Origin of the sequence: Flavobacterium covae, from assembly GCF_001534645.1 — a bacterium.
GTDB lineage: Bacteria > Bacteroidota > Bacteroidia > Flavobacteriales > Flavobacteriaceae > Flavobacterium > Flavobacterium covae.
In genome coordinates this window covers 200,276-220,848 of record NZ_CP013992.1, presented here as the reverse complement: position 1 = coordinate 220,848, position 20,573 = coordinate 200,276, and the positions used below count along the sequence as shown (strand labels likewise).

Genomic DNA, 20,573 nt, shown 5'->3' with positions numbered 1-20,573 from the left:
CAATTCGTACAAAATAACTACTCTAAAATATAAAAACCCCGTTTTAGCTATTCTTGCCAAAACGGGGTTTTCAACTATAATTTATTGATTTTGCTAATCAATACCATTTTACTAAGTATAAAAAACAATTAATATTAGTTCAACCCTATATCATCTTTTCAATGTATACCCTCTTGACCTTCTTGTTTTTTTACATCATCCGTTTTTTCATCCCATTTATCGGACTTCTCTTTTAAATCAGCAAACCAATCTCCTAAAACGGGCAATAATATTTCAGATGTTTTCATACAAGGGTTAAAAAACAAAGAATTTTCTTGTGTTTCTTTACTTACAATCATATCATTTACATTTACTTTCTGAAAAAGATTTAAAACTACACCAATTAATAAAGCTGATTTTAATGTTGCAAAAAGTCCTCCAACTAACGTATTAGCCCACCCTAAAAAAGCAAAACTAGCAATACTTGAAAGTAATTTTGCAATCAAATGAATTCCTAATACAACCAATACCAAAGTAATAACAAATGCCAAAACTTGAATTGTTTTAGACGACCACAATATATTCTCTTCTAAAATACCACTCACAAAATACGAAAATTTAATAGCGATAAAAATTCCTACAAAAAACGCCACCAAAGAAGCTAGCTCAACAAACAAACCATTTTTAAATCCTTTATAAAATCCAAAAACTAATAAAGTTCCTATAATAAAATCTATAAATCCCATTTTTTCTTTTTTTCAAATATAATAAAAAGAGAAAACAAGAAAGAAAAAAGAAGGCTATCCCTTATTAGTATTATATTTGCAGAAAGAAGAAATCTTTTAATCTATCTTCTTTCGTCTATATAAAATGAGTCGAGATATACAATTAAAAAAACGTTGGGAACAAATTGTTAGGTTTCTATCTAATAAATTTGCCGATGGTGATGAACTTGATTTAGATGCCATTATTTACCTTGTAGGTATACAAGAATTAGGAAAATTTAATCAAAACTTTAAAAAAGATGAAAAAGTAAACCTAATGCACATAGCCATCTGTAGATTATTAGAACCCTATGGCTATTACGAATTTGACTATTTTGATCAAGAAGGCTGGCCTCATTACAAAATAAAAGAAGAACTACCACCGTTAAAGGCAGGTGAACAATCTGTTTTAATGAAAGAAGCCATTGTGAATTATTTTGTAGAAAAAAAAATTATTGAATAGTCAGCACACAGAAACAAATAATTAGAAATATTAATTAAACTAATCACTAAAAAAAAATTAAATTTGCACCTTTCAAAGGAGAACCGATGATAGATAAGATTAAAGAATACATTGCCGAAGCCCAAGCTTTTGATACACAGGATAAGGAAAAATTAGAAGCATTCCGAATTAAGTTTCTTGGAAGCAAAGGACTAGTAAAAGACATCTTTGCTGAATTTAAAAATGTCCCTAATGATCAAAAAAAAGATTTTGGTCAAATTATTAATACATTAAAAAATACAGCAGAAGAAAAAGTAAAATCAATTCAAGAAGCTTTAGAAAGCAAAGAAGAAACCAAAGGACTATATGGTGATTTAACACGTCCTGCTGAACCTATTAAATTAGGCTCAAGACATCCTATATCATTAGTAAAAAATCAAATTATTGATATTTTTTCAAATGTAGGCTTTAACGTTTCTGAAGGCCCTGAAATTGAAGACGATTGGCACAATTTTACCGCTTTAAATTTACCTGAATACCATCCAGCACGTGATATGCAGGATACTTTCTTTATTCAAACTAATCCCGATATCTTATTACGCACCCACACCTCATCTGTACAAGTGCGTTATATGGAAAATAATACGCCTCCTATTCGTACCATTTCTCCAGGACGTGTTTTTCGTAACGAAGCCGTTTCTTCACGCTCCCACTGCATTTTTCATCAAGTAGAAGGTTTATATATTGATAAAGACGTTTCTTTTGCTGATTTAAAACAAACTTTGCTTTATTTCACCAAAGAAATGTTTGGCAAATCCAAAATCCGTTTACGCCCTTCCTATTTTCCTTTTACTGAACCAAGTGCTGAAGTAGATATTTACTGGGGATTAAAGAACGAAATAGATTATCGTATTACCAAAGGAACAGGCTGGTTAGAAATCATGGGATGTGGAATGGTCGATCCTAACGTACTAAAAAATTGTGATATTAATCCTGAAGAATATAACGGATTTGCATTTGGTATGGGTATTGAACGTATTGCTATGTTATTGTACCAAATTGGAGATATTCGTATGTTTTATGAAAATGATGTACGTTTCTTAGAACAATTTAAATCAAGTATATAATTACATATAGCCAAATATTGAAAGTCAAAAGTGCGAAATGAAACAAACTTTTGACTTTCTTCTTTTTAATATTAATACTAAAATGAAAAAAGACATTATAATCCCTAAAGTAGAAAATGTATTTTTAGCCGCTGTACAAGAATGGAATGATGATTTTATGGATAAAGTATGGAATGTTTACCTTATTAATGATTCTGATTTTGAATTAGAAAATATTATAGTCGTTTCTAAAGCTTACGGCAAAATAGAAGGTGAAATGCGCAAAACATCTTTGTTACGTCACGGATTTAAAACATTACCAAGTGTTTCTGCTTTAAAAATAGAAATGATAGAAAATAGTGTTCTAGCCCTTAATAATGAGTTTATGGTAACTTATTTTATAGAAAATACACTTTACGACAAAAAATTTACTTTCCGACAAAATACAATTAATGAACGTGCTACTGAAGAAGTCCCTATTTTATGGCAAAATGGAGTGGTAGTAAAATAAATGATCTAAAAAGAAGATAGGCACATTCAGAAGTAACCTCACTTTTGTAAAAAAATAAAACAATGACCCATTTTGATTTACAAATTTGGGTCATTTTTGTTTTTTAAAGGATTCAAATGTTTAAAAATAGGTTTTTGGGTCGCAACACGACGCACGTTCCCCTATGATGCTGGTCTTACATTTTTTTTATGCTACTAAAGTTTGCTGTTGTAGATAAATCCGTCTCCCTATTTCTAATGCATTGGCTGTGTGAATGCCAAAGAAAATCCAAAGGATCTCACTTTTTTGGGTTTTGGCTTTGATTTTCTTGAGATGGTAATGTTCCTTCTCCTTGCCAAAACTTCCTTCTAGTCGAGTAGCTCGTTCTTTCTTGATGTGTTGCGCTAAAATTTTGCGTTGTTCTTCATTTTTTCCAGCTTTTCCTTTACGTACAAAATCGGTTTGGATAGTATTGGTAGACGTGAAGGTTCGATTTTTATTGGTAGCATAAATGGCATCGGCTCCAAGTATTTTTACTTTTGTTTTAGTTAAATTCTGAGCGCAAAAAACACTGCTTTGCAGACGAGTTCCTTCGTTGAAAGCTCGATATTGAATGTGTTCGATGAAGTTAATGCCATCGATTTGAATTTTGTTTACTTTGGCTCCAAATTCAACTTGCTTTACTTCTTTCCCGCGAACAATTGGGCGGATATAACTTTTGCTAATACTTACAATCCTGTCTGGAACACTTTTACCAGTTTTAAATATCTGAATTTGTTGTTTGTATACTTGTTTGATAATCAGGCGCTGTTTGCTATATTTTGTAGTGGCTTCAAACGGATTTTGTGCTTCAATACGGCTAAGTTCGCCATTGAGTTTGTATAATAATTTAAGTAAACCTCGGGTAACTTTTGTGCGATGTTTTGATTGTTTTTTTCTCTTTTTTGAATATTGATTGTATCGCTTACACCAATCTAAATATTTAGTTCTTGGTAGTTTTATTTTAAACAAATGACACAAAGCTTCCATTTGCTTATAATTCCACTGTACACACTCCCAAAGCAATTTCTGGTTCGTAGGAAAGCGCACTTCACTCTCGTAACAAGTAGCATCCGTAAGCATTTTATCTAAATCTCCCATATAAGGAATCCAGTTCTTAGCTAGTACTTCTTGAGCTTTGCCAATGGTTAAAGTCTTGGATAGCTCCATTCTGATTTGACTCACGATTTTAAAGTTTTTCAAAGGTTTATCAATCGGAATCAGAATATCACAAAAAAATTGCATAAAGATATTTCCATTGAGAAGTTCAATCAACTTTTTATCCGAACAACCGTAGTAGTTTTTAAGCATCATCAGAGCAATTTTGCCTTTAGGACTAAAATAACAATGAGTCCCTTTTTGAGAATCTTTCAGTTTGAAGGCTTGAGCAAGCTCTGAAAAAGGCATCGAAAGATAAATTTTACCCAAATCTGTTTTTAAAAATTGGGCGTAAAAACCATCAAAATCTTTATTGATAGTAAAAAATGGAATTTGGTATTGAAATTCGCTTAAACGTATTATTTTTGGCATAGCATTTAAAGAAAAACCCCGTTTTTGACTCTTTTTGAGCAATTTCGGGGTTTGTTTCTTCTAAAATAACACTTATTTTGTTGATATGCAAGTGTTTGGGTAATTATGAATGTGCCAAGATAATTCCTAATTTTATTTTGTTTAATCTTTTACTTTGGCAGAAAGACTAGGAGAAATCACATAATACCTTTTGTAATGTGACTTCTCCTTTTCATTAAAACAACAAACTAAATGTTATAAAATTTCTATTCATATAGACTCATTTATTATCTAAAAATCAATCTAATTTTTCTGTTAATTTTTTAAAGACTTTCTTTGCTTCTTTGTTTTCATACAAAACTTGATAAACTGCATCTAATATGGGAGTTTTAGCTTCGTATTTTTGGTTTAATGTCCAAGCACTTTTGGTAGCATAGTATCCTTCTGCTACCATACTCATTTCCATTTGAGCTGATTTTACGGTATATCCTTTACCAATCATATTACCAAACATACGATTTCTTGAAAAAACAGAATATCCTGTTACAAGCAAATCTCCTAAATAAGCTGAATTATTTATATTTCGTTTCATACGATGTACTTGTTTAATAAAGCGCTTCATTTCTCGAATAGCATTACTCATTAATACCGCTTGAAAATTATCACCATATCCTAATCCATGAGCTATACCTGCTGCTATAGAATAAATATTTTTTAAAACAGCCGCATACTCCGTACCTACAATATCATCTGATGTTTTAGTCTTAATATAATAGCTGGAAAAATTAGTCGCTACAACTTTTGCTTTTTCCATATCTCCACATGCTATAGTTAAATAAGAAAGTCGTTCTAATGCTACTTCCTCTGCATGACAAGGACCTGTTATTACACCAATATTTTCATAGGGTATATTGTATTTTGTATGAAAATGCTCTCCTACTATTAAACTACTTTCAGGAACAATTCCTTTAATAGCTGAAAAAACTATTTTTCCTTCCAGACTCTCAGTCATTTTTTCAAGTTCTGCACTCAAAAAAGCAGAAGGTATTGCAAAAATTACATAATCAGCATCTTGAATTGCTTTATTTATATCATTAGTAAGTTGTAATTTATTAATATCAAATGCTACAGAACTTAAATAATTAGGATTATGTTTGTGTAATTTCAAATGCTCTAATGCGTAAATACTTCGCATATACCAAGCAATTTGATCAACATTTTCACATAACATTTTTACAATCGCGGTAGCCCAACTACCACCACCAATAACAGCAAATTTGGGTTGTGTATTCATACTTTATTATTCCCGATCAATTTTTACCACGCTCGAGGCAAACGTTTTTATCATCTGTCTATTAGATTAAGATAAAATAGTTTTATCTGTAAAGATACAATTCTAAACAAAAAACCAAAGTTACAAAAAAATGGCACGCATATTGAATAGTTAAATAAGGAAACTTCAAAATCTTAATAGTATGAAAACAATAAGAATATTTTTGTTAATCATAATAATACCTTCCTTATTTCAATCTTGTACTAATGAAGTAATAATTGAAGATCGTCATACATCTACTAATAGTAATAAAAGTCTATCCAAATTAATGGAAAGTTATGATTTATGGTATGTAGATTATAATACTACAGAAGGTTCTGGTGATATTCCCTTCATAACACGTGCTTTTACTATTTCTTTTTTAAATGGGGCTTTATATGCTAACAATAACTTAGCAGGTATTGGATCAACTGGCAACGGATTTGGAATAAGAATAGGAGCCTATAATTATTATTCTAATTCTATTCGTATTTTTCATGATGTATATGGAACATTTGAATTAGAAATAAGTCAATTAACAAATAATAAAATTAAGATACATGATCCCTCTCGAAAAGTAAGCTATTATTTAACGGGATACCAACGAAATAACTTTGGTTATAACAAATTATTTAACGATAACATTCATTACTTTTTACAAGAATATGAAGCTTGGGAAAAAGTGTACACTAGTAGAATAGGTGCTTTAAATGATTTTGATAAAGAAAATTTCATACAATTTCTAGCGGGTGGAACAAACGATCATTTTCGTTCTTCAAAAGATTTACGAGGAACCAATGTAAATAATATATACTGGGATTTTAATGGTTTATATGGTGTTTCAAACAATCTTAATCCTTATACTAAAAATTTAACATTAGATTATGATTTTTGGGGCAATGAATCTTTTACACTAAGCGTTATTAATGACCATCGCATTCAATTGTTTCACAATGCAAGTCGTACAACTTATGAATTTGAAGGCAGAGGATTCATTCAGTATCTTCGATTAACTGTTAGCAAAACCAAAACAGATGTAGAAAAATAATTGGGTTAAAAGTTAAGTTACGTTTTGTTTTTGGTGTTTAGTAAAAAAGCGCACATTGAAATAATCAAGTGCGCTTTTTGAATTAGGTTAAGATTTAAAATATTTTAGTAACTCATTTCTACAATGGCTCTTACTTTTTCAGGTGTAATGTTTTGTTTTTCTCCTAAAGCTTTCCACCCTCTTTCTTCAAAACGATTTACAATTATAGAAGCTGTTTCTGTATAATTTTCCGTATTTTCAGATAAACGAGTAAGCATTCCCATGGTATGGAAGAACTCTGTTGTTTTTTCAATCGCTTTTTGGGCAATATCTTCATCTGATCCTGTCAAATCCCAAACTCTCTTTCCGTATTGAGTTAATTTTTCCTTTTTAGTATCAAACATTACTTTATACAAATTAGGTGCTATAATTGCTAAAGTTCTTGCATGATCTATTTCGTACAAAGCAGTTAATTCATGACCTATCATGTGAGTAGCCCAATCTGATGGGACTCCTTTTTGGATCAACCCATTTAGTGCCATTGTACAAGACCACATAAAATTAGATGCTAATTTATAATCGGTTGGATTTTCAACTACAGAGGGACCTATTTCAACTAAAGTTTGTAAAATACTTTCTGCTATCCTATCTTGTAGTAGCGCATCATGTGGATACGTTAAATATTGTTCCATAACATGTGTAAAAGCATCTACTACGCCATTTTGTAACTGACGCTTAGGTAATGATTCTATTACAGTTGGATCACAAATAGAAAACACAGGAAATAAAGCACTACCTCCCAAAGTTAACTTTTCTTGTGTTGCTTCAATTGTAATTACAGCACCTGAATTCATTTCAGAGCCAGTAGCAGGCAAAGTTAAAACTGTTCCAAAAGGAACTACCTCTTTAAGATCTTTAAACAATATTCGTTGACGAAGAATTTCTACTTCATCTCCTTGGTATTTAACAGCTCCTGATATAAATTTAGTTCCATCTATTACACTACCACCTCCAATAGCAAGAATAAAACCTATATTTTGTTCTCGAATTATCTGAACTGCTTTCATTAAAGTTTCAAAACGAGGATTTGGCTCTATACCCCCAAACTCAATTACTTCAAATTCATTTAAAGCTGTTTTTACTTGATCATAAATTCCGTTTTTAAAAATACTACCTCCTCCATAAGTAAGTAAGATCTTAGTGTTTTGAGGTAATAATTCCGTTAATTTTGTTATCTGTCCTTTCCCGAAAATATAATTTACAGGATTGTATAACTCAAAGTTTGTCATGTTTTTTGTGTTTAAAGATCTAAAATTAGAAAAGAATTTATCTTTAATATTATAAAATAAAGTTAAATTTCAATAGCCACCCACCATAAAAACACAAACATCTGTATTACAAATAATTGACTCTAAAAACAAAAGCAAGCATTTGTTTAAAAATATATATTTTTAACGGTAGTGTATTATATCTTGCTTCATTACCAATCTGTCTTTTTTATTACAAATTTTTAATACACTACCAAATCTCCTTGTACATTTTCTACATATAGCTCTTTAATTAAATTCACAAGACCCAACTGGCAAAGTCTCCCGACTTTGAACTATCACAAATTAAACTTTTTTGCAATAAGTCACTTATTTTGATTTTTAATGAAAATGCAAAAATGTAAAATAATATACATTACTAGCTTAACGCAAAGTCAGGAGACTTTGCCAGCATGTCTATCTTAAAATTATAGCTCAGACTCTGGGGAGCAGGGCATTCTCTTTGTGGGCACAGAATACAATTCTGCGCTAACTGCCACGTTGAAAACTAGACGCTTAGATTTGGATTGTATAAATTCGAGCGATCGGGTTATGCGCCAACTGTTTCGTTGAAAACTAGACGTTTAGATTTGGATTGTGTAAATCCGAGCGATCGGGTCTGTATCTTCCCAATTAAAAAGCACGCCAACACTTTTGGCTGTGTTGTTTACGTAATATACATCTATGGCTAGTATCATTTTATAATTCCATATTCATTAGGTTCATCATTCATAAAATCGATTCTGAATTGCTCAGGCATCTGTTGGCGAGCAATCTCAATTGCCTTTTCAAGTACAAAAGGAAGTCTTGTTGATTGCGTTGTTTCTAACACCCAATTTACACTTGTCTCTAAAGAAATCTTATGTCCTATAGAAACATATATTGGGTTTGTATTTTCTTTTGTTCGGAGGGCTTTTCCAACAACTTTTTGGTCAAATATAAGTTCTATATGATCTACTCTTTTACCTCCTAAATCTTCTTTTTTGCAATATCCCACTAAACGTTTTTTGGCGCAACCAATAGTAGGTATATCCAGTTGTATACCTAAAAATGTAGCGAATCCCATATTTTTAGGGTGTTCTATACCATGACCATCACAAAAAATAAGTTGGGGTTTTATAGTTAACTTTTCAAATGCTTTAATTGCCCAAACGGTCTCATTAAAACCAAAAACATCTGGAATATGCATAGTGATCTTGTCCTCAGTATAAATTGCTTGATCTACAATTTCTTGACTATTTACATCCATAACAGTAACGACTGCTACTATTTTTTGGGTAATATCATGATAGGCTACTGTTACTCCTCCAATAAATTGTATATCAGTTGGCAGTTGATCCTCGTTTATTGTTTTACCAATTTGTTCTTCTTGCCATACAAACTTTTCCATGAAAGTATCAGGAATTGTCTTTCCTAGATATTCTTTCATTTGATTATGAATGGCATAAGCGACAATAACTTTTGAATATCTTTCAACATCTCCATGTACATAAACAAATGTATCTAGATCTATTTCAATATACCCTTTTTCATCATAAGAATGATACTTATCTATTATATCTTGATTATTTGCAATTAACTTTTCATAATCCAAATCATTACGACTAATCAACATTTCAGTTGAACCCACTTCTCTTTGTTTTCTATCACGATTATTAATAGCAAAATTATTTAATAAAACAAAATCATAACACAACTCATATTCAGTGCTATAAATTTCTTTAGACATACGAAACCTAAAAATGAACCTTTTTACCCCATATATATATATATATATAGCCAAATATAATTCACAATCTTTAAAACCACATTGCAAAGAACAACCGTGATCTATTCCATTTACATAAGTTTCTTTACTACATGAGTTATTTTCTAAATTTATATTTTCTTTTATTCCTGTAAATGATTTACCATTATGTTTTATAGAACCATTCACTTTTAATTTTTCCCAGTTTTGTAGCTCAAAATATTTTATCATTTTATTTACTATTAGGAAAGAAAACCCCTTCCGTTATATAAAAACAATGCGGGCAAGTAACCATGTGTTTAATCTCATTACTTTTTTTATTAACCTTCCATCTTATAACAATTTTGATATCAAGTGCTCTTATATCTGCAACACTGGTAATATTTTGTTTATCTTTTATTAATTCATTCAAAACTAATACTTCCGTATGAATCCCTGGTCGTTGAGCATTATTTAACTTACCTAATGTAATTTTACCACCATATAATTTTTCATACAATTTACCATCACTAAAACTAGAACAATCTTTTCTAATAAAATCCATATATTCTATATGCTTTTGCAAAAAAGGATGCAAAGTTTTTGTGAAATTATTATATTCTATATCAGATTTTTCTAGAGGTTCATTATGATACTGCTTCCTATTATATTTTACTATTATATTTCCGTTTGGCAGATTACCAGATGAAACTTTCATAGCATCGAGGGAACCATTATTTTCATTAGAATTTATACTATCTAACTTTTTTTGACTATGAATTCCATCATAATCAATAGCTTCAACCAATAATTTCTCTCTTGCTCCCATACTTTTAACAATTTTAGAACTTGTATCCCAGTCTCTATGATCTTCTCCGTGATAAGGTCGAATCGTTTTATAAAAGTCTCCATTTTCTTTCCAATAATCAACTAAATGCTCTTTTGATTTCAAAATAGCCATTCCTCCTTCAGAAATACCTGAAAAATCATCTACAAATACTTTTTGCTTTGCAATGGTATAGCTTAGCACTTTATCTAAAATCTTTAAATTAATTCCCTTGTCACATAGTTTTTGTACCGCGACAGCATTTTGTGTATTTGAAGCTAATTTTTCTAATTTTTTACAAAGCTCGCTTTCTTTGCTATTCCCAATTTTATCAGGACAAAAGGTACATTTAGGCGAAGTATTGGTGTTAGTTGGATCTTTATCCTCTGTAAACTCATAAATATGATAACCATCTACAGCTGACTTTATAAAATTAATCTTTACTTGATTATTAATTAAAGTAGCTAAGATGTTATCTTGTCCCACATTAAGAATTACAAATTTTCCATCTACGGCTTGGGCAGTTGGAGAAGTCTTAATACTTACGACAATTTCATTATCAAATGCTTTTAATATCTCATCTGATTTTGACGTAATAGTACTTCTAATAACATCCGTTAATTGTTCTGTTTTTCCTGAAAGGTTTAAAACAGTTTCAATTTTGTTTGCATTATTTGATAATTGTAAAATATTATCAGTTGCATTAACATTTAAATTTAGAGTAAGGACAGAGGCTAAAATTGTTTTCTTAAAACCTGTATTTATTTTTGAAATGTAATTACTAAAAGTTTTCCCTCTATTTAGCAAGTTAAGATCAGCTGAGGTATTCTTGAAAATATTTTTTAAGTGGCTCAATCTTTCGGTGAATACTGTATTTTTAAAAAGGTTAGAGCTACTTATTGCGGTGTCAAAAGCATTATAACTTTTTGCAAAATTGGACAGCTTTAAAATATTATAACCTGTATTAGCTAAATTAGTTACTGCTCCTGCTCCATCAATAAAACTATAAGCTGTATATGTAGTATCCCAAGCTTTGTAAAAAGAACTATCTTTAAAACTAGGATCTGAACTAGCTAAAGAAGTTACATAAGCATCTATGGAACCTACTGCAATACCTACAGAAGATATTGTAGATAAAACCCCAACTAGAGAAGAACCTCCTGAAAAAGGAACAGCCAAAACTCCAGTAGTTATCATCACTGCATTTCCGAATTGCCTCAACGTTTCTTGTTTTCCCTCTTCATCAAGTATAGCCTGATAAGCAAAAGCAGCTATAGCAGGCATTACTATTTCTTTTTTAGTCTCTAATCCTAATTTATTTTCAATACCACATATTACTGTTACAGGTTCATACGGATTGTAATTTTCGTCATATTCAAAATAAGAATAATAGCTACTTAATGGAGGTGGATTATTTGGATCATAAATTCTAGGTGACAAATCTGTCATCATATATTTATTAAAAAATCTTAGCTTTCCATCCTCTAAAAATTCAAGTTCGGTTTTTTGAATATTTATTTCACTATTGTTATCAATTTGTAGAACTATATCTTCATTATCTTTTCCTAAAACATAAGGCTTCATACCCGGATAATAATCAGACACAGCTTGTCCATCAAAAACAAAAGCCTGTTTAACAGTTGGTTTTATATTTAATTTATCATAATGGGTAACAATCCATTTACTCAATTCCAAATAAACCTCAGAAACTTGATTTATATCTATATCATTTCCAAAACCGCCGTTTGTTCTCCCAAAGTTGTATAGCTTTTTAAGCCATACAAAATTATTTTCCTTAAACTTTAACAATAAATTTAATCGTTGTTCATTAGGAGTATATTTAATTAGATCTCCAATAAAGAAATAATCACATCCTGAATTTTCACACATACTAATTTCTAGATCACTGTCATCAGTAGCCTCTTTGAAATATTTAGATAATATTTTAGTTCTCAAAGATTCTTCCATTTTTTGCATCGAACACAGAGTGATATTGGCTCTAAAAATTGGTTCTAAATCTTTGATTGTATTATTTGATTTATTTACAGCTTCAGCTATGTTTAATAATTGCTTTTTAATAACTACATCATCCGCAATGTTACATGACACAATCGTATCATCTTTAGCTAATGACCAACCAGTAATTTGATTAGGCTTACTATTATCTAAAGGATTACATTCTAATGGTAACGAGGAATTTAATTTTGATGCTAAGAAATCAGCTAAAACTTTATTTGAATTATAATTTGTAGGTAATTTTGATTTATTTAAAAATAGTTTTCTTGCTGGACAATCAATTAGATTCAAGAAAAATAATATTTCTGGATCATTTGTTTTATTTTCTACACCAAATATAGGTTCACTATTTGCTATTGTTTCAAATTTGTTTTTTTCATTATTCCAACTTAAACTGGTAGTATTTACATACCTATCTTGATCCCAATAATAATATCTTTTTTTAGTTATTATTTCTTTGTCTTTCTCAATTACAACAAAACCAGGTACAGTTCCTGTAGGTATATTTTTGTCTTTTGGTTCTAAAACTATAGACGATTGATCAATATTAACAATTTTAAAATTTGGTGTCATTACACTTTTTGAAAACTCCCCCTTCTCACTCCCATCCAACACATACACCCCAAATTTAGGGTGGCTAATGCGTTGCCAGTGTGGATAAGCTAGTTTTGTGCCCAAAGCATAATCCATTAACCATGGAGTATTACTGTTTTTATCACCTGTAGAAAATTGTTCCCATGGGTGCTGCAACTCGAATACGCCGTGTCCTAATTCGTGCCCAATTATTGTTGCTAGGTCATTGCCTGCTTTTACCTCTTCTCCACTTTGATTGGTAAACACAAAACCAAACTGTGAATGGCGTGGCATGAAACCTGAAATGGCTCTGCTAGGGGTAATCCCCTTGGTAACAAACACATAGTATTGGTCTTTTTGGATGTCTTTACCCGCTTTGTATTGCTCTACAAATTGCGATTGGTCTTCGGATAATTTTTCTAATAGGGCATCTTTACCACATTCTAAGGTGTTTTTTGCTACCTCATGGTTGGGCGCAATTGTCACTTTAAATTGTACTCCAGCATCTGCATAAATGGCATTAAGTTGCGTAGCGATCCCATCAGGTATGGTCGCATTATTTACGGGTACTAAGGTTATATTTACATCCGTTTGTGTTTTGATTGGAATAATTTTTGCCGCGCCTAATACTTGGTGCTTGGCTCCGTCTTTTCCTGGTATTAGTGCCAATAGTTCCTCAGGGGTTGAGCTATGATATACGGGTACTTCTAGTCGTTGATAGGCCTTGCCATTTTTCATAACCAGCCCCCCTATTTTTTTAGCCACGCTGCCTTTGATATTAAATAGGATACTCTCAGGCTTTATTGTTGTACCATTAACGGCTATTACTGCATCTATAAAATCAAAACTACGACTTCCTTTTCCTTCATTTTGGATTCCTTTATGATATAAAGTATAAGGTGTCGCTCCGTCAGCAATGGTTTTGTATAGTTTTTGAATGTCAGGATGTGCTTTTGCAGGCATTACATCGTCAGCATACTTACTTTCTGCCGATCGCTCAAAAGTAACACGAGCGGCTATAGGAGCTAGCTTTGTTACCATGCCTGCGCTGGTAATACCTTGTGTATTAGAAGCATCAGGAATAAATCCTGCGGCTTGTCCTTCATTTAAAACCACGGGCTTATCGCTTCCTGGGGGCACTGCATATACGTTTCCTTTGGGGTCGCGGATGATTATGAGTTCTTTGGGGTCTAGATCAAAACTTTGGGTTTGTCCATTAGTACCGGTGACTACTACTTCATTACTGTTTACTGTAATATGTGACAGATCGGGAATATCAAAATTGGTTTGAAATTGATGTTCTTCGGTATCGGGGGAAAGAAGATCAAAACCGTCTTCTATTTGATCGTATAGGCTACTGAGATCTATTATATTTTTCCAACTTGGATCATATAGGGCTTTGATTTCGCCTTTTACTAGCCTAAAGTCTGTATTAAGGGTAATGTCTTTAAATTCTACGCCTATTTTTACAAAGGATAAATAAGGGACGTTCACGTAGCCTTTGCCGCTATAGCTTCTTTTGCCTCTTACTTCGGTGAGTTTGATGGAAAAATCGCCTGCAAGAATGATTTGATCATTGGGTAATTCTCCTTCAAAAAGGGTTGTATTACTTAAATCTATATTGGGTTTTATGCCACATTTGATGGCTATTTCTTCTTTACGGGGTTGGGTAAATTCTTCTACGGGGGTATAATTTATAAGTCCTCCTATGCACTCTCCTCCTACTCGATATTCGTAGGTTGCTCCTGCTTCTAGATCGTATAGTTTGGCTTCGTTATTGTAGTAGGCTGTTGGGTACCAACTATTGGTTCCTTTTTTACGGTATTCTATTTTATAATCTACAAAGTCGGGATTGGTTTGCCACGTAATTTTGGATTGGGTGGCATTAAGGGAAATAGCTACTACGAATTTTGGAGGGGGGCAATTACCTGGGTAGATAAAATCAAAAATTTCGCTATAACCATTGTTATTAAATATGGCTTTATCGCCAAATCCAGGTTGACTTAGGGCTTTTACGCGCCAAGCGTATTTACGTCCTGCAATTAGTTGGGGCTCTACGGGACCGTAATGTAAAACGGTCGTGGAGGTGGTGGTTTTGTATAAGGGTATGCTGGTTAGAAAGGCATGGTTAGAGGGTACTTGCTGGTCTAGGAGTTCTACTAGTTCAAATTCGTATTCTATATTTACGGCATTGAGGTGTCGCGGGGTCCAGGTAAAAATAAGGTTTTGGGGTTCTTGAAAACCAACCAGTTCATGATTACTAGGGCTATTCAGTAACGGGGGTTCATTGTATACAAAATAATAGAAGGTACAGGATTTTTGTGAAATTCGCTGGTTGGTTATAAAATCATATACTTCTATACAGTATTTGTAATTGCCTTGTGGTAAGGTACTGCTGTATTGGTTTTGATTAATTCCGGATAGGTTTTCTAATTGAAAATAAGGGGCTAGATCTAGATTGGATAGTTGTAGGGTTTCGCCTCCGTTTAGGTACATAATGGGAGCTCCTTGTACCATTGGAAGGGATTGGGCTTGAATACCATTTCCTTCTATGTATAGCTGTAATCGTACTTGACGATGAACAACATTTAGATCCGCTGTGTAGATATTGACTAGATATTTTTGATCAACTGTTGTAGCATAGCTCGACAAACTGGATAAATAAGGAGGAAATACGCTGCTGTTTACTTGTACTGGGTAAAGTTGTGACCATCCTACGCTATTTAACAGTAGTAACAGAAGGTAGAAAAAATATTTTAATCTATTCATATTCAATTTTTTATTGAATTTTGTTTGTTTATTTTTTATCAGTTATATGGAGTGAAAAATGACTCCTGTCTTTATGACTTATTTTTAAATTTTTCTTTGTAGTTTTTTACATAAGTGTCTATTCCTTTAACTACTAATGCTTCAACGATTCCTAGCGGTTCTTTTGCCTTTTTGAATTGTTGGTAATATTGGTTTTTTAAACTTATTACTGTTTTGTTGTAGGAATTGTTTAAATCTGGGGTTTCCAATTGAAAGTATAGACTGATTTGTGCCATTGCAAAAAGATCTTTTGGGGTGTGCTTGGCTTTTTGTTTGATCATTTCTTCTTCAAAGGCTAAAAAGGTTTCTTGACTATTCTCGTCATCTTCTTTAAAAAATTCTGACTTGTATTTGGTTTTTAAATGTTTTTTATTAACGTCTAAGTTCTCTATTATTTCTTCTTTTATTTTACTGAGAGCTTTGTTTTTTGATTCTTTGTATAAGTCATTAAACGCTGCTATTTTTTGCAATTCTAAATCCCAAAGATGAAATTCTTTTTTTATTGTTTTTTCAATTTTGTTTTTTTCTTTTGGATCTGTGCTTTGATCATATTTCGATACGTTTTCTTGTAAGTTCTTTTTTTGTATTGATAGTATTTCTTGAAGGGGTTCTAATCCTTCAAAATCTATGGCATTGTTTTTTTCTTCTATGAGGATGCCTATGGCTTTTGAGTCTAAATCTGTACTGATTCCTGATATGTTAAGGGTAATTTTGGTTTTTTCTAGTGATTCTAGGGATACTTTTTTTTCTTCTTCTTCTTTTTGTTTCTTTTTAGTTCCTGCAAAATTAAAGTTATAACCAATAGTGATTGTCAAATCATTGATACTATTGGATGTTGAAGCGTTTGAAGAATTTGATATTAGTTGAGATAACATAAAATTAAAGTTATGTTCTTCTAACATTTTGTAGGTTGCGTTAAAACGACAATTAAAATTGTGAGCATTACTAGAAGGGCTTTTACTGGAATTATATGAAGTGGCCCATTGGGTGGTTAGTTTATCTTTAAAATATTTTTTACTAATACCGAGTACAGAACCAAATGTATGGGTGTTCTGACCTGTTATTTGACTTATTGTATAATTTAAAGAGGTGTTGAATGCCCATTTGGTTTTCATTAAAAAATGGGTGTAGAGGGCATTTAAATTATGAAAGACTGTTTTTTGATTGGGGCTTATTTGTCCGCCTTGTTCATTTTCTACTTGATTGTAATTATAGTTGAAACTGCAATTGCGTTTTGATTGTTTTGATTCGGGGAGTTGGTAATTTGTATTCCATATCAAGCTATTGGACAATTGTCTATAATTTAATTGGTTAATAGCATTAATAGCAGGATTGTTTTGATTAATTTGTACGAATTGATCTGGATTTACATTAGTTGTAGTAGATTGATTGGTAAGACTAAGGTTGGTTGAGAGCTTTTCGTTTATCTTAATATTTGTATTTACAGTTCCTACGAGTCTATTGGTTGTTTGTGCTTTTTTATGGTCTAAATTATCCTTTTGAATCCCAAGATTCATTGTTAATTGTACTTTATCGTTAAACAATGGTCTAGAGGCATTAATCATGATGTTTTGCAAATCATTGGAAAAAAAATAGGCTCCCATGGTTTGATAACCTGGATCTATACGTTCAAAACTGGCTCCTACTAGCGTTTTTTGGATTTTATAGTCGAATCCTAACTTGAAGGCGTTAAAATTTTGAGTAGAGGCATTGCCTTTTAGTAGTAAAGAAGCAACTCCTTGAGGGCTGTTTTTTCCTGTTGATCGAACATCCTCTGTTAATGATGAATTGGTATAATCACCATAAATTTTAGCTTCTTTGGATACTTGTGTTTCAAAATTTAAACCTATCACTAAGTTTTCTTTGGGGCTCAAATTCCCTACATTAGATGCCATCGATTGGTATAACAATGGGTTTTCTTTATCTTTTGCATAAAAACCTATAAATCCTAGTTTATATTTATTTTTTATGAGCTCTATTTTTGTTCCGTATCCCCAACGTTCAAATACGGGTAAACTTTTTGGATTGTGTATATCATTTACTTCTTTTAGTAATCGGCCGTACATGGCGGATATTTTTATAGGACTATCGGGGGTAAGTTCTATTCCTCCTCCTGTAAACATGTGACCTGCTAAGGAATAGGGGGAAAAGGTCATAGAAGCATCACCAATATAAACTGAAATCCATTTATAACGGGGGTTTAGACTTAAACGATTGAAGTTAAAAGGTACTTGATAACTTAATTTTCCTCCCATATTGGAAAAATTATAGGTAATGGGCATCGAAAAGGAATAGAGGGAAACATTTAGGTTTCCTGTAAAATTATAAACAAAGGGAGCTCTAGCATCTCTATTAGATTCAGAAAAGGTGGAACCAACTGATGCGCTTCCTCCTATTTTTAAAGGTTTTCCTTGAAAAGCGCCTAAATCTATGGTTTGAGCTGTAGTGTTTATTCCTAGTAGGAATAAACTATTTAAAATAATTAATCTTAGATTTACTTTAGTTTGCAATGCTTGCTTGTTTTTTGTTTTCTTAATTCTGTTATCAAAAATCGTTACTATGAGTATTTAATAGACTACTTTTACTTCTTTAAATGCACTAAAACTTCCGTCTTTAAAAACACCTCTTATGCTGTAATAGTAGGTGTTCCCAATATTTAAAGTGGTATCTATGAATTGATTTTTTTTGCTTGGCGGTAGTATTTTAAACAAGATATTTTGTCCCTCATTTACTCGTTTGTATAAATGATATTCTACTAGATCTGTTGATTTTGTATTCCAATACAATTCAATTGCTTTAGAGGATATATCTGCCATACCACTAAATGTAGTTATAGCGGGTTGTAATATACTCGGCAGGGTTTCTAAGATTAGGGTATCTGATGGTTTTGTTTCGTTCCCGTCTTGATCTGTTGCTGTCATCGCATAATAATATTTCTTTTTGCTGTCTACTGATTGATCTTCATATTCTATTATGTTTGGATCTGTGGTTTCAAAAATAACTTTCCATTGTTTTTCATCTTCTCTTCTTCTGTATAAACTGTGTTTTTTAACGTCTTCTGACTGACTTTGTAGAAAATGAATTTTTATTTTTTTTTCTTCTAGTTCGTAATCGGATAGTACGGGAATAGACGGGGCTATTTTATCCTTTTTCTTAATTTCGAAAGCATTTGAAAGGGGCGATTCATTATAGCGTATATCCAAAGCTTTTAGTTTATAAAATACTTTTTTATTTAAAGATTTTATAGTGATGGTGTCTTGATAATGAGTTCTATTAAAAACTTTTGTGGATAATTCTACATATAAGCCTTCTTTTTCATAACTTCGAAATACTTTGTAACCGTATAAATCGGGTTCTGTATTGGGTTTCCATTTTAATTTTATTATGCCCAATGTATCTATTACTCCTTCTAATCCTTGTGGGGCAATGGGAGGAATAGAGTCTATGGGTTGGACTAACATGGCATACGATTCTTTAAAACCTCCTTTTTTAGCTACCGCTTGAACTTTGAAGTAATTAGATGGTTTTAATTTGGCTTTAAAAACTATTTTACGGGTAGTAGCGGGTAGTTCTTTTTTAACCATTTCAAAGGGACCGCTTTCTTGATCGGCTTGTAAAATATTAAAACCATTGATTTTTTCATCGCCTTCTTTGGGAAAATCCCATTCTAAATTTACTGTTTGGTCATCTAAAGCTGCTTTGGCTGTGATTTGGGGTGAATATTCTAAGAAATCAGCTCCCATTCCGGAGATTATTTTAGAAGGTTCACTCAAAGAACCAAAGGTATCTATACCTCGAATACGATAATAGTATTTTACATTATTTTCAGGTAGTTTATCTGTAAATGTTGTGTAGGATGACTTGCTTATCGTAGGAAATATGGGGATGTCATTTAATTTCTTGAATACTTTCCCATCAATGGAGCGTTCTATATTGTAACATGAAAATAATGCTTTCTGGGATACAAAATCCCAAAATAGCATGACCGTTTGATTGCCAAAAATGGCTTCTGGGGTAACTGGGGGGGTGTTATCATTTTGGTCTGATAGACCTATATAAAGGCTTCCGTGTGTTACTTCTCCTTCTTTTACTCCTAGCAAAGTAAGGGTGTATACATATTTTTCATTGGGTTTTGCACTGGTATCTTCATATCCCCAACCCGCGGCTTTTGTGGCTAGGTAGGACTGCTCCGCTGCTAGCATGGAAAATGCGTAACGTTGTTGATTTTGATCATTTAGCATCATCATTTTTGCAAATCCTTTTTCTTTTGTGGTGGTTTCAAAATCATCACCATATATTGCTTGTGCTAAAACAGCAGTAAGTGAATCTTGTTTGATTAAGGGTTCCCATTGAGCTAATGGTAAGGGTTTTAAAACTTCTTTTAGTATCACATGTTCTTCTTTGTTAATTGGTTGCCCATCACGAAGTACCGTGCTACGTTGTAATTTATAACCAAAATTTAACGACTTTTTCCAATAATAGGGGTCGTTAACGTTCCATTTTAATAGGATTTTTCCATTGACTATTTTCCCTTTTACAAAAACGGCGGGTTTTACAATTGTTGTATCTATCTGTGCTGAGATTCTTTTTGGGATAAATACTAAGATTACAATAATAATGAGTAACGTTCTTATTTTTTTTTCCATTTT

12 protein-coding genes are annotated in these 20,573 nt (G+C 32.1%); 4 read left to right on the top strand and 8 right to left on the bottom strand.

Features of this window, described 5'->3' with window-relative positions:
- Positions 1-158 precede the first annotated feature (158 nt).
- Positions 159-725 carry a CvpA family protein gene (locus AWN65_RS00960; RefSeq protein ID WP_060381449.1) on the bottom strand — a complete coding sequence of 189 codons (567 nt, stop codon included), beginning with the start codon at positions 723-725 and terminating at the stop codon, positions 159-161.
- Between the two features lie 124 nt (positions 726-849).
- On the opposite strand from AWN65_RS00960, the gene AWN65_RS00955 reads away from it, so the two are divergent.
- The 3 genes from AWN65_RS00955 to AWN65_RS00945 all read left to right on the top strand — a co-directional run bounded on the left by AWN65_RS00955 (position 850) and on the right by AWN65_RS00945 (position 2,802).
- Positions 850-1,206, top strand: a complete 357-nt coding sequence (locus AWN65_RS00955) for a hypothetical protein (protein WP_060381448.1) — start codon at positions 850-852, stop codon at positions 1,204-1,206.
- Positions 1,207-1,292: 86 nt separating this feature from the next.
- Positions 1,293-2,312, top strand: a complete 1,020-nt coding sequence (pheS, locus tag AWN65_RS00950; protein ID WP_060381447.1) for a phenylalanine--tRNA ligase subunit alpha — start codon at positions 1,293-1,295, stop codon at positions 2,310-2,312.
- Positions 2,313-2,394: 82 nt separating this feature from the next.
- Positions 2,395-2,802, top strand: coding sequence for a hypothetical protein (locus tag AWN65_RS00945; RefSeq protein ID WP_060381446.1), 408 nt, complete (start codon positions 2,395-2,397; stop codon positions 2,800-2,802).
- A 186-nt stretch (positions 2,803-2,988) separates the two neighbouring features.
- On the opposite strand, the gene AWN65_RS15115 is transcribed toward AWN65_RS00945, so the two are convergent.
- Positions 2,989-4,350: a hypothetical protein gene (locus AWN65_RS15115; protein ID WP_063744209.1), complete on the bottom strand. Its 1,362-nt coding sequence runs from the start codon at positions 4,348-4,350 to the stop codon at positions 2,989-2,991.
- Between the two features lie 277 nt (positions 4,351-4,627).
- Positions 4,628-5,623 carry an NAD(P)H-dependent glycerol-3-phosphate dehydrogenase gene (locus AWN65_RS00935; protein ID WP_060381445.1) on the bottom strand — a complete coding sequence of 332 codons (996 nt, stop codon included), beginning with the start codon at positions 5,621-5,623 and terminating at the stop codon, positions 4,628-4,630.
- A gap of 181 nt (positions 5,624-5,804) precedes the next feature.
- On the opposite strand from AWN65_RS00935, the gene AWN65_RS00930 reads away from it, so the two are divergent.
- Positions 5,805-6,689, top strand: a complete 885-nt coding sequence (locus AWN65_RS00930) for a hypothetical protein (protein ID WP_060381444.1) — start codon at positions 5,805-5,807, stop codon at positions 6,687-6,689.
- A gap of 104 nt (positions 6,690-6,793) precedes the next feature.
- Here AWN65_RS00930 and AWN65_RS00925 read toward each other — a convergent pair whose 3' ends face one another.
- From AWN65_RS00925 to AWN65_RS00905, 5 genes are all read right to left on the bottom strand, one after another.
- Positions 6,794-7,957, bottom strand: a complete 1,164-nt coding sequence (locus AWN65_RS00925) for an iron-containing alcohol dehydrogenase (protein WP_060381443.1) — start codon at positions 7,955-7,957, stop codon at positions 6,794-6,796.
- A gap of 712 nt (positions 7,958-8,669) precedes the next feature.
- Entirely contained in the window at positions 8,670-9,953 is a 1,284-nt protein-coding gene (locus AWN65_RS00920) for an endonuclease V (RefSeq protein WP_060381442.1), read from the bottom strand.
- A 1-nt stretch (position 9,954) separates the two neighbouring features.
- A complete protein-coding gene (locus tag AWN65_RS00915) occupies positions 9,955-15,885 on the bottom strand; it encodes a fibronectin type III domain-containing protein (RefSeq protein WP_060381441.1) in 5,931 nt (1,976 codons plus the stop codon).
- 71 nt (positions 15,886-15,956) lie between these two features.
- Positions 15,957-18,434 carry a hypothetical protein gene (locus AWN65_RS00910; RefSeq protein ID WP_060381440.1) on the bottom strand — a complete coding sequence of 826 codons (2,478 nt, stop codon included), beginning with the start codon at positions 18,432-18,434 and terminating at the stop codon, positions 15,957-15,959.
- Positions 18,435-18,491: 57 nt separating this feature from the next.
- Entirely contained in the window at positions 18,492-20,570 is a 2,079-nt protein-coding gene (locus AWN65_RS00905; protein WP_060381439.1) for a fibronectin type III domain-containing protein, read from the bottom strand.
- Between the last annotated feature and the right edge of the window lie 3 nt (positions 20,571-20,573).